Here is an 11,936-nt window from a genome sequence, read left to right as displayed (position 1 = left end):
CTCCACGGCTTGCCTGCGAGCTGCCTGCCCATTGAGGGCAGTGTGAACAATGGTGACGCAACTTGCATTCGATGTCCGCATCTATGGCGAACAACTGGACGCCATCCCGCAGGATCTCTATATCCCGCCGGATGCGCTCGAAGTCTACCTCGAGGCCTTCGAGGGCCCGCTGGACCTGCTGCTGTACCTGATCCGCAAGCACAACCTCGATATCCTCGATATCCCCATGGCGCAACTGACCCGCCAATACATGGAATATGTCGAGAAAATGCGCGAGAGCAAGCTCGAGCTGGCGGCGGAATATTTACTCATGTCGGCCATGCTGATCGAGATCAAGTCGCGCATGCTGCTGCCCAAGCCGGAAAGCATAGAGCAGGAAGAAGACCCGCGCGCCGAGCTGGTGCGGCGCCTGATGGAATATGAGGCGATCAAGCTGGCGGCGGAACGCCTGGACGCCATACCGGTGGCCGGCCAGGAAATCCAGGTGGCGCGCGCCTATTACGAACATATTGCCGAGACGGCCTGGCCCGAGGTCAGCTTCGACGAGCTGATGGCCGCCTGGCAGTCGGTGCTCAAGCGCGCGAGCCATTTCCAGCACCACAAGGTCGGTCGTGCCGAGCTTTCGGTGCGCGAGCACATGAGCCTGGTATTGCGCCGCCTGCAGCAGGAATCGCTGGTGGAGTTCACTGCCTTGTTCGATATAGAAAACGAAGGCCTGCCCACGCTGGTGGTGTATTTCCTTGCCATACTCGAGCTGGCGCGCGAGGGCCTGGTACGCATCACCCAGCAGGAACCCTTCAGCCCGATTTACCTGCAGGCGGCAGACATGCCGCTGGCGAGCGTCAACTAAGCCATGAGCGCATCGCAAAACATCAGCGAAATGAAGCAGGTGCTCGAGGCCGTGTTGCTGACGGCGGGGGAACCGCTGTCGCTGGACATGTTGTTGCGCCCGTTCGAAGGCCGCATGGAGCGCGCCACCTTGCGCATGCTGCTCGACGAGTTGCGCCAGGAGTGGCAGGGCCGCAGCATGGAGCTGGTGCAGGTGGCGAGCGGCTGGCGCTTCCAGGCGCGCGCCGACCTTGCCCCCTTTATCGCCCGCCTCAATCCCGAGCGGCCGATGCGCTATTCGCGCGCCGCCCTTGAAACGTTGGCGATCATCGCCTACCGCCAGCCGGTCACGCGCGGCGATATCGAGGAAATCCGCGGCGTGGCGGTCAACCCCAATATCATGCGCCAGTTCCTCGAGCGCAACTGGATCGATGTCGTCGGGCAGCGCGACGTGCCGGGGCGGCCTTCGCTCTATGCGACCACCAAGACTTTCCTCGATGATCTTGGCTTGCGCTCCTTGTCCGAATTGCCGCCCATCCAGCATTTCACCCAGCAGGAAATTCCGCTCGATATCGGATAATCTGCGCCAGGGCGGCGGAATGAACGCGCTCTGGCTTATAATACGCGCAATACTCTCAAGGTCGATTCCATGGCACGCCCGTTCAAGCAACAACGCAATCCCCGCAATACCTCTCCTGCCAAGCCTGCAGCGGCAGATCCCAATGCCGTGCCGCAAAGGCTGCACAAGCTCCTGGCTCTGGCGGGATTCGGCTCGCGCCGCGAGATGGAAACCTTGATTGCGAGCGGCCGCATCACCATCAATGGCAAGACCGCGGAAGTAGGGGCCAGCGTGGTGCCCAGCGACGTGGTGCGCATGGACAGTCGCCCGCTGCACCTGCCGTTCGAGCCGGAGTTGCCGCAAGTGCTGCTGTACCACAAGCCGGAGGGCGAAATCGTGAGCCAGGACGACCCGGAAAATCGGGCTACCGTGTTCGACAAATTGCCGCGCATCCGCAACGGCAAGTGGATCGCGATCGGCCGTCTGGACATGAACACGTCGGGGCTACTGATCTTTACCACCTCCGGCGAGCTGGCGAATCGCTTCATGCATCCGCGCTACGAAGTGGAGCGCGAGTACGCCGTGCGTATTTTCGGCGAACTCACTGACGGCGAGATGGCGCAGCTCACCTACGGCATCGAGCTGGACGACGGCCCGGCCAATTTCGATAGCATCCGCCCGCAGGGCGGCGAGGGCGCCAACCACTGGTACGAGGTGATCCTGCGCGAGGGCCGCAACCGCGAGGTGCGCCGCCTGTTCGAGGCGTTCCAGAAACCCGTGAGCCGCCTGATCCGCGTGCGCTTCGGCCCGGTCAACCTGCCACCCCGCCTCAAGCGCGGGCAGATGCTGCACCTGGGCGTCAAGGAAGTTACCGGGCTGATGGAGTGGGCCGAGCTGGCGGTGCCCAAGGGGCCTGCGCGCCAGCTTACTCCGCGTGAGAAGGAAAAGCTGGGCAAGGTATTTACCCCCAAAGCGAGAAGGTCGCGGTTCGATCCAGAAGCCGGCTTGGAAAGCAGGGGACCAAGGCGCGTAACCAAGACGCGTGAAGAGGGAATACGGCAGGAACTGGAAAAGCAGCAACCAGTCCGCAGGTCGCGTTCCCGGCATGGCGACGTCGAGCCTGAGGAAGCGCAACGTCCTGCAAGGCAGCCTAAACAGGCTGCCAAGCCTGCGCGCAAACCGGCAAACCGCCGTATTCGGCAGGCTGCAGATATCGCGCCGGCAAAGCAGCCCGCAGGCAAGCGCGCGAAGCGCTAGGGCAAAGTTGTGAACAAGCTCTTAGAACAGCAGCAAGTCGACAGCAAGCAAGCTGCCGGCCAACGCCACTGCAATGGCCAATACCGAGGATAGCCAGGGCAAGGCCAGCTGAGGGACATCCTCGGGCGGCAATGTTTGGACGTAGCGGCGATGGTTGTACTGCGCGCAGAGAATCACGGCCGCGCCGCTGAGGACGAGCAGCAGGCCGAGCAGGTCAGAGAGCCAGCGGTGCGAATTGAGGTGTTCCACCTGGCCGGGCGCCAGCAGGGTGAGGAACAGGCCGAAGCGCGCCACGACGAACCCAAGCGCCATGAGCGTAAGGCCGGAACGCAGCCATGCCAGCAGGGTGCGTTCGGCAGCGAAGAATACTCTTGGGTCTGACACGGATTATCCTGTTTAAGGCAATTGTTCTTTGGTCAGCAGGAAGACGAATTCGTTGCCCGAGTCCACCTCCAGCCAGGTAAACGGCAAATGGGGATACGCCTCCAGCAATGCGTCGCGGTTGTGGCCGATTTCCACTACCAGCAGGCCGTTGTCGTTCAGGTGCTTCTTGGCTTCATGCAGCAGGGTTTGGGTGTGGTCCAGCCCCGCGGCGCCGCTGCCCAGCGCGATCTGCGGCTCGTTGCGGTATTCCTGCGGCAACAGTTCCATGGATGGCGCGTCCACATAGGGCGGATTGCTGATGATGAGGTCGTAAGTCTTGCCTTGCAGGTTGCTGAACATATCGGACTCCACGGCGCTGATCTGGTCTTCCAGGCCGTAGTTGCGGATATTGATGTTCGCCACCGCCAGCGCGTCGGGGGAGATGTCCACGACGTCGATCTGGGCGTTGGGGAAGGCATTCGCGAGCAGCACGCCAAGACAGCCGCTACCGGTACAGATGTCAGCGGCGCTTTCCACCATTTCCGGATATTCGACCCAGGGGTTGAGGCTGTCCTCCAGCAGTTCGGCAATGAAGGAGCGCGGTACGATGACGCGTTCGTCCACGTAGAACTTGAAGCCCTTGAGCCATGCCTCGTTGACCAGGTAGGCGGTCGGGGTGCGGTCGGTGATGCGGCGGTGGATCAGCTCTTTCAGGCGGGTGCGTTCCGGCGGCAGCAGGCGCGCATCCAGGAAGTTGTCCAGGGTGTCGTGCGGCAGGTGCAGTGACGACAGGATCAGCCATACGGCTTCGTCATAGGCATTGTCGGTGCCGTGGCCGAAAAAGATGCTGGATTCTTCGAAGCGGCTGACGGCGAAACGCAGCCAGTCGCGAATGGTGTGGAGTTCTTCAGTAATGCCGGGGAATCTCATCATTTCAATAGCGCTTCCAGGGTGAGCTTGTATGCATGCTGCAGGGGTTCTATGTCCGCGACGGCAACGCATTCGTTGAGTTTGTGGATGGTCGCGTTGAGCGGGCCGAATTCGACGATTTGGGCGGCAATGTCGGCAATGAAGCGGCCGTCGGAGGTGCCGCCGCTGGTGGAAAGCTCGGGGGTGACGCCGAATGCCTGTTCAATCGCGGACGAAATGGCGGTGACCAGAGAGCCCTTGGGCGTCAGGAACGGTTTGCCGGAGAGCTCCCAGGCGAGGTCGTAGTCCAGCTGGTGGCTGTCTAGGATGGCATGGACGCGCTGCTTGAGGTTTTCGGCGGTGCTCGCGGTGGAGAACCTGAAGTTGAACAGGATATCGACTTCGCCGGGCACGACATTGGTGGCGCCGGTGCCGCCATGGATGTTGGATATCTGCCAGGAGGTAGGCGGGAAGTATTCGTTGCCTTCATCCCATACGGTGTCGGCCAGCTCCTTGATCGCAGGCGCAGCCATATGGATCGGGTTCTTCACCAGGTGGGGATAGGCGATATGGCCTTGTATCCCCTTGACGGTCAGCCTGCCAGAGAGCGAACCGCGGCGGCCGTTCTTGATCATGTCGCCGCCGACCTTGCTGGAGGTCGGCTCGCCGACGATACAGTAATCGATCAGCTCGTTGCGCGCCTTGAGGGTGTCGACCACCTTGACGGTGCCGTTGACTGCCACGCCTTCTTCATCCGAGGTGATGATGAGGCCGATTGAGCCGGGGTGGTCGGGATGGTCTGTGACAAAGGCTTCGATTGCGGTGATGAAGGCCGCCAGCGAGGTCTTCATGTCGGCAGCGCCCCGGCCGTACAACATGCCGTCCTTGACGGTGGGTTCGAACGGCGGGGTATGCCATTGCTCTACCGGGCCTGTAGGGACGACATCCGTATGTCCGGCAAACACCAGCAACGGGCCGGTATTGCCGCGACGTGCGTAGAAATTGTCCACATCGCCGAAGCGCAGGCGTTCAACGGTGAAGCCCAACGGCTCCAGGCGGGAGATCAGCAGCGCCTGGCAGCCTTCGTCGTTGGGAGTGACGGATTGGCGGGCAATCAGGTCCTTGGCTAGCTCCAGCGTCCTGCTCATGCATTGAACAGCTTGGCATAAGCTGCCTCGGTGAAGCCTAAGCTGAGCACCTGTTCGTCCTTGACCAGCACCGGACGCTTGATGACGGAAGTCTTTTCCTGCATGAGCCGGATGGCGGAAGCGTCGTCGGTAACCGCCGCCTTTTCCGCCTCGCTCAAACCACGCCAGGTCATGCCTGCCCGGTTCACCAGTTTTTCCCACTCTACCTGGCTGAGCCAGTGCTTGAGCGTTTCTTCACTGATGCCGGATTTCTTGAAATCATGGAATTCGTAAGCAACGCCGTGCTCGTCCAGCCAGGTGCGCGCTTTCTTCACCGTATTGCAGTTGGGGATACCGTAGAGCTTCATGTATATGCATCTTGATGACTATGGATCCCTGCATTTTACACTAGCGCGCTGGAGTGAGGCCGTCGGCTGTGACCGCATATGCGGACCACGCGATTTCTTCAGGCGAAGTTTTATCCGGTCGCGATGCGAACTTGCTGGACATCAGGAACTCGATCAACTGGGCCTGATGCACGGAGTTGGCACAGAAAAATCCTTGGATTTCGTTGCATTCCAAGGACAGCAGCGCATTGCGCTCGTCCTCGTTGCTTACCTGTTCCGCCGCCACCTTGAGGTTCTGGGTATGCGCCAACTCAATGATCGCGCCGGCAATGGCACGGGTTTTCTGGTTGCTGATGAGTGCATGGGTAAAGCTGCGGTCCAGCTTGAGCGCTTTCAGGCCCAGGTGCTGTATGTAGGGCAGGCTAGAAAAGCGCGTGCCGAAATTTTCCAGGCTGATCTTGAGGCTGATGGCCGGCAGCTGTTTGAGCAGGTCGGTGTAATGCTCCGGCTGTTGCATGAAATCCGACTCCGCCACTTCCAGGATCAACGCGTCGGCCGGCAGCCTGAAGTGGCTCAGCTTGGCCGCGACCTGTCGCTGAATATCGGGAAAACGCAATTGCATGGAAGTGAGCGGCAGGTAGACCGGCACATGGATGCGCTGCTGGCGCAATGTATTTACGACGCGGTAGCTTTGTTCCAGCACCCAGGCATTGATGTCATCGATCAGGCCGATGTTTTCCGCCATGGGAGCGAAGGTGGCGGCAGGGATGGCGCCTTTGGTCGGATGCAGCCAGCGGGGTTGTATTTCCAGCCCGGTGATGGTGTTGCCGATGATGTCCATGCGCGGTTCGAAGTAGAGCACCATTTCCCCATTCTCGATCGCGTGGCGCAGCTCCTGCCGGGTTTCCAGCAGGTCGAAGGAAGAGGGTTCCAGCCGGTCGTCAAACAGGCGGAAACCATGGTTGTCCTTGGGTTGCACGCGGTGCATGGCAGCCTCGGCATAGGTCAGCAGGCGCTCGGCATCGCCATGCTTGGGATACAAGGATACGCCTGCCCTGGCTTCCAGCGTGACGTCATGGCGGTCGATGCGGAATGTGGCGTTCAGCGACTGCATGATTCTTTCCATGACGGGCATGATGTCATGTTCGTGCTTGATGTCCTCGAAGAGGACGAGAAACTCTTCCGATCCGTTGTAAGCCGCCATGTCGCAACCGCGAATGGTGTCCTGGATGCGCTTTGCCGCCGAGCGCAGGATTTCATCGCTGATATGCTGGCCTAATTCCTGTTTGATCAGCTTCAGGTTGTCGAGCTTGATGATGGCGACGGCCAGTGCCGTGCCGAGCCTTGCAGTGCGGCGGACACCAATACTCAGGTGATGTTGGAAATAGCGGTGGTTAGGGAGCTGGGTCAGGTTATCCAGCATGCTCATGCGGCTGAGCTTGTCCTGCGTGTCTGCATGCAACCAATTGCCCTTGTCGCGGTGGCGCGAATCCACGATGGTCAGGATGGCGGCAAGCATGATCAAGGTACAGATACCCAGTGCGATAATCACCGAAAACAAGCCGGGCTGCGATGTGGATGCCGCGGTCAAGACAACGTGAGGCGGAATCTCGACTGCAGCCATCGCGGTAAAGTGAGTGCAGGCAATACCGCCCGTCATTATCGTGGCAGCGTAAAGCTGCGAGCTGAGGCTGGACTTCCTGGATTGGTGGTCATGAAACATGCGGGCCAGGGCCAGTATCGAGATGGCGATGGCAATGCTGACGGATAATGCCAGCAATGTCTTATTGTAGGTGATCTCGGGATACATCTGCATGGCATGCATGCCGGTGTAGTGCATGCCGCTGATGCCCAGCCCCATCACCACTCCGGCAACAATCAGCATCTGCAGCTTGAGGCCGGGCCTGCTGGCGATATCCAGCGTGAGCCATGAGACGCTGACGGCAATCAGCCAGGACAATACGGTGTCGTCGAGCATGGACTCCATCGGAGTAGGCAGGGACCATGCGAGTATGCTGATGAAGTGCATGGCCCAGATGCCCGAGCCCATGGCGACGGCTCCCAATCCCATCCACGCCTTGGCGGATCGGCCTTGATTGCGGACAACACGATTGGTGAACATGAACGCAGCCATCGATGAGATGAATGCAATCACAATCGAGAGCAGCACCAGTTTGTAATCGTAATCGCCTGTCATGGTTATCCTTATATCCTGCAAAAAAATGTGGATTCGATATCAATATGGCAACTTTTATGCCGTCAGGAAAAAACGGGACAGGGGATGGGGTGCTGGAATGATTTTCTTGTATTTTTTATATAAAACAGGGTCTTATTTTTTTATTCTTTGAAGGTGACGCTGGATGGAAAACAATAAAAAACCTGCCAGTGGCAGGTTTTTGTTGGAGCTTCGACGCCAGTGTCAGAATATTGACAGCTTCGACCGAGGGTTTGGCTTAGATGCCACGCAATAGTTCGTTGATGCCCACTTTAATACCGAAACTTTTGGCTCCGGCACGGCTTGCGCCTTAACTTGGGCAGATGCCCAAGTTAGCCTTCACCGAAAAACGCTTGGTTCGACTGTGATTAAATACCGCGCAGCAGCTCGTTAATGCCAACCTTGCCAAGCGTTTTTTGGCTCCGGCCCGGCTTTGCCTTAGCCCGGACAATGTCCGGGTTAGCCTACACCGAAAGACCTTGGGAACGCAGACTCAATTCTCTTTGTTAAATACCACGCAAGAGTTCGTTGATGCCCACTTTACCCAAGGTCTTTTCATCGACTTTCTTGACGATGACGGCGCAGTAGAGGCTGTAGCTGCCGTCCTTGGAAGGCAGGTTGCCCGATACGACGACAGAGCCTGACGGTACGCGGCCATAGGTCACTTCGCCGGTTTCGCGGTCGTAGATCTTGGTGCTCTGGCCGATGTAGACGCCCATGGAAATCACGCAGTTGTCTTCGACGATGACGCCTTCGACCACTTCGGAGCGCGCGCCGATGAAGCAGTTGTCGCCGATGATGGTGGGGCCGGCCTGTACAGGCTCCAGCACGCCGCCAATGCCTACGCCCCCGGAGAGGTGTACGTTCTTGCCGATCTGGGCGCAGGAGCCGACAGTGGCCCAGGTGTCCACCATGGTGCCTTCGCCGACGTAAGCGCCGATATTGACGTAGGAAGGCATCAGGACGGCATTCTTGGCAATGAACGAGCCACGGCGCACGATGGCGTTGGGCACCACGCGGAAGCCGCCGGCCTTGAAATCGGCTTCAGTGTAATTGGCGAACTTGGGGGGAACCTTGTCGAAATACTTGGTGACGCCGTCGTCGAGCAGGACGTTGTCTTCAAGGCGGAAGGAGAGCAATACTGCCTTCTTGATCCATTGATGGGTAACCCAGTTCTGCCCGTCGGTGCGTTCTGCCACGCGCAGTTTGCCGCTATCGAGGTCGGCAAGCACGCTGAACACGGCATCCTTGATTTCTGCGCTGGCAGTGGATGGGGTAATCTCGGCACGACGCTCGAACGCGTCTTCGATAATGGTTTGCAAATTGCTCATCTAAGATTCCTAGGGATCGCTTCAGATAAAACCGCTATTTTACCTGAAAACGGCCCCATGGTTAGGCTTGGCAAGCATTTGAATTGCCTTATTTACCTTGCTTCTTTGCCTGTTCGTACAGCGGCATCACGGAAGGGATCAGGCGCTTGATGTCCGCCATGCGTGATTCGTCCGAGGGGTGGGTGCTGAGGATTTCGGGCGGTTTCTCGCCGCCTACCGCGCTCATTTTCTGCCAGAGGCTCAAGGCGGCATTCGGGTTGTAGCCCGCGCGGGCAGCAAGCTCGAGACCGATTTGATCGGCTTCGTGCTCCGCGGTGCGACTGTTGGGCAGCGTCAGGGCGACCGCGGCGACAGTGCCGCCAACCGCGAGGGCCTGGACTGCGTTGTCGGCATTCTTGGTGCTGAGGCCGACGACTGCTGCCAAGCCCAGCAGGCCGTATTGCTGGGCCTTGGCGCGTGACATGCGCTCGCGCACGTGCTCGCGCAGCGCATGGGCGATTTCATGGCCCATCACGGCGGCGAGCTCGTCATCGGTGGGCTTGATCTGGTCGATCAGCCCGGTATAGACCATGATCTTGCCGCCCGCCATGCAATAGGCGTTGATTTCCTTGCTTTCCTGCACGTTGACTTCCCATTTCCAGTTCGGGGCATCCGGGCGGAATACGCCGACATGCGCAATCAGCTTGTCGGCGATATTGCGGACGCGCTTGGTCTCGGCGCTGTCCGTATTCAGGAGTTTCTTGGATTGCGCGTCCTTGACGGTTTGCTGGTAGGCGAGGGCCGACTGCTCCACCGCCTCCTGTTCGGTAACGAGTCCGACGTATTGCTTGCGGTCGACGCCCACATTGCCGCTGCTGGTCGTGCTGACGGTGGTGCAGCTCGTAAGCTGGGCTAGTGCCAGCGCAATCAATATCAGTCTGATGGAATTCATGTTTACAACCTTATAAGCGATTTGATGAATAGCGGCTTGATGGCGTTAATCGATACCGTATTTTAGACCGTGCCATGCTGAGCCGACAATCCATCCTAGCCTATATCGTGACTTGCGCGCCCAGTTCAATCACCCGGTTTGGCGGCAGCTTGAATTGATTGGTGATGCTATCCGCATTGCGGAACATGCCGACAAACAGCTTGTTCCTCCAGTAAGCCATGCCGGAAGAGCGGCTGGCAAACAGGGTTTCCTTGCCGATGAAGAACGAGGTGTCCATGGTGTCCAGCTCCAGGCCCAGCTGTTTGGTCAGCTCCAGGTCGCGAGGCAGGTCCGGGTCGTCCTTGAAGCCGTAGTTCACCGTGATGCGGTAGAAGCCATGGCGCAATTCCTCCAGACCCAGCCGGCTGCGCTTTGCAATGTAGGGGACGTCGGCAAAATTGACCGTCAGCAGGATATTGCGCTCATGCAGTATCTTGTTGTGCTTGAGGTTGTGCAGCATGGCATGCGGGACGCCGTGAGGGTTGGGCGTCATGAAGATGCCGGTGCCCTGCACGCGCTGCGGCGGATGGGCGCCGATGGCGTCAACGAAGGGTTCCAGCAGCATGGACTCGTTGCGCAGGCGTTCGAGCAGCAGGCCGCGCCCGCGCTTCCAGGTGGTCATCAGCGTGAAGATAACGATCCCGATCAGGATGGGCGCCCAGCCGCCATCGGGAATCTTCAGGATATTGGCGCTGAAGAACGCGAGGTCGATGACGAGGAACAGGCCGACCAACGCCAGGGTGCGCGGCCAGCTCCAGCGCCAGATGCCGTGGAACACGATGCCGGCCAGCAGGGTGGTGAACAGCATGTTGCCGGTGACGGCAATGCCGTAGGCCGCGGCCAGGTCGCCCGATGAGCCGAAGCCGACCACCAGCGCCATGACGGCGATCATCAGGCTCCAGTTGATGTAAGGCATGTAGATCTGGCCTTTTTGCCGCTCGGAAGTATGCAGGATGCGCATGCGCGGCAGGTAGCCAAGCTGCAATGCCTGGGCCGAGATCGAGAATGCGCCCGAGATCACGGCTTGCGAGGCGATCACGGTGGCGAGCGTCGCTAGGCCGATCAGCGGGTACAGCATCCATTGCGGGGCCATGAGGTAAAAGGGGTTCTTGATCGCTTCTGCATCATGCAGCACCAGGGCTCCCTGACCGAAGTAGTTCAATATCAAGGCGGGCAGGACAAAGCCGAACCATGCGTAGCGGATCGGCCTGGGGCCGAAATGTCCCATGTCGGCATAGAGCGCTTCCACTCCGGTGACGGCGAGCACCACGGAACCTAGCGCAACGAAGGCGATCCAGGGCGCGTTGATGAAGAACTGGATGGCGTAGAGCGGATTCAGCGCTTCCAGCACCCTGGGCTCATGCAGGATATTGACGACGCCAAGCGCGGCTAAAGTGCCGAACCACAGCAGCATCACCGGCCCGAACAGCGCGCCTGCCACCGCCGTGCCCTTGCTTTGCAGCCAGAACAGGGCGAACAGCACCGCCAGGGTAACGGGCACGATGAATTGGTCCAGCGCCGGTGCGGCCACCTCCACGCCTTCCACCGCCGACAGCACCGAGATTGCGGGCGTGATCATGCCGTCCGCGTAGAACATGCAGGCGCCGACGATGCCGGCATATATCACCAGGCGCTTGCGCTCGCCCTTGATATTGCGGCTTGCCAGCGCAAGCAGCGCCATGATGCCGCCTTCGCCGTTATTGTCGGCGCGCATCATGAACACGGTGTATTTCACCGATACCACCATGATGAATGACCAGAGGATCAAGGCCAGGATGCCGAAGACGTTGTCGTGTGTGAGCGGCACCGGGTGCGGGCTCACGGCAAACACTTCCTTCATGGTGTAGAGCGGGCTAGTGCCGATGTCGCCGAATACCACGCCGAGTGCCGCAAGGGCCAGGAGCGGGAGGGCCGGCTTGGTGGTGCCAGAGGATTGCATATGGCAGGCTCAGTGAAAAATTGCCGCCATTCTACGCCGCTTGCAAATGCTTAGATAGCGCATGCGATCGCGCTGGTTTGGCGATAAATTG

The 11,936-nt window shown here is 59.4% G+C and carries 11 protein-coding genes; 3 read left to right on the top strand and 8 right to left on the bottom strand.

All coding sequences use genetic code 11. The features are described from left to right. The first annotated feature begins 49 nt into the window (after positions 1-49). The 3 genes from ACWXTG_RS06315 to ACWXTG_RS06305 all read left to right on the top strand — a co-directional run bounded on the left by ACWXTG_RS06315 (position 50) and on the right by ACWXTG_RS06305 (position 2,644). Positions 50-850 carry a segregation and condensation protein A gene (locus ACWXTG_RS06315; protein ID WP_480221083.1) on the top strand — a complete coding sequence of 267 codons (801 nt, stop codon included), beginning with the start codon at positions 50-52 and terminating at the stop codon, positions 848-850. 3 nt (positions 851-853) lie between these two features. Next, entirely contained in the window at positions 854-1,408 is a 555-nt protein-coding gene (gene scpB, locus ACWXTG_RS06310) for an SMC-Scp complex subunit ScpB (protein WP_407993799.1), read from the top strand. A 69-nt stretch (positions 1,409-1,477) separates the two neighbouring features. Beyond that, positions 1,478-2,644 (top strand): pseudouridine synthase, encoded by a 1,167-nt coding sequence (locus ACWXTG_RS06305; protein WP_480221082.1) that lies wholly within the window; start codon positions 1,478-1,480, stop codon positions 2,642-2,644. A 21-nt stretch (positions 2,645-2,665) separates the two neighbouring features. Here the strand turns inward: ACWXTG_RS06305 and ACWXTG_RS06300 are convergent, their stop codons facing one another. The 8 genes from ACWXTG_RS06300 to ACWXTG_RS06265 all read right to left on the bottom strand — a co-directional run bounded on the left by ACWXTG_RS06300 (position 2,666) and on the right by ACWXTG_RS06265 (position 11,845). After that, positions 2,666-3,028, bottom strand: a complete 363-nt coding sequence (locus ACWXTG_RS06300) for a YidH family protein (RefSeq protein ID WP_309566762.1) — start codon at positions 3,026-3,028, stop codon at positions 2,666-2,668. 12 nt (positions 3,029-3,040) lie between these two features. After that, a complete protein-coding gene (gene prmB, locus ACWXTG_RS06295) occupies positions 3,041-3,940 on the bottom strand; it encodes a 50S ribosomal protein L3 N(5)-glutamine methyltransferase (RefSeq protein ID WP_480221081.1) in 900 nt (299 codons plus the stop codon). After that, entirely contained in the window at positions 3,937-5,064 is a 1,128-nt protein-coding gene (dapE, locus tag ACWXTG_RS06290; protein ID WP_480221080.1) for a succinyl-diaminopimelate desuccinylase, read from the bottom strand. Before dapE ends, prmB begins: the two co-directional genes overlap by 4 nt. Then, positions 5,061-5,411 carry an ArsC family reductase gene (locus tag ACWXTG_RS06285; protein WP_480221079.1) on the bottom strand — a complete coding sequence of 117 codons (351 nt, stop codon included), beginning with the start codon at positions 5,409-5,411 and terminating at the stop codon, positions 5,061-5,063. Before ACWXTG_RS06285 ends, dapE begins: the two co-directional genes overlap by 4 nt. Before the next feature lie 40 nt (positions 5,412-5,451). After that, the gene (locus ACWXTG_RS06280; protein ID WP_480221078.1) at positions 5,452-7,587 is read right to left on the bottom strand and encodes a putative bifunctional diguanylate cyclase/phosphodiesterase; all 2,136 of its coding nucleotides are present in this window, start codon (positions 7,585-7,587) and stop codon (positions 5,452-5,454) included. Positions 7,588-8,111: 524 nt separating this feature from the next. Further along, a complete protein-coding gene (dapD, locus tag ACWXTG_RS06275) occupies positions 8,112-8,936 on the bottom strand; it encodes a 2,3,4,5-tetrahydropyridine-2,6-dicarboxylate N-succinyltransferase (protein WP_287111087.1) in 825 nt (274 codons plus the stop codon). A gap of 88 nt (positions 8,937-9,024) precedes the next feature. Further along, entirely contained in the window at positions 9,025-9,867 is an 843-nt protein-coding gene (locus tag ACWXTG_RS06270; RefSeq protein ID WP_407996967.1) for a M48 family metallopeptidase, read from the bottom strand. Between the two features lie 100 nt (positions 9,868-9,967). Then, positions 9,968-11,845: a potassium transporter Kup gene (locus tag ACWXTG_RS06265; RefSeq protein WP_480221077.1), complete on the bottom strand. Its 1,878-nt coding sequence runs from the start codon at positions 11,843-11,845 to the stop codon at positions 9,968-9,970. Between the last annotated feature and the right edge of the window lie 91 nt (positions 11,846-11,936).

This window comes from Methylobacillus sp. DLP286, assembly GCF_056636515.1.
The sequence above is the reverse complement of the archived record's forward strand: the minus strand, read 5'-3'. Positions and strand labels throughout refer to the sequence as shown.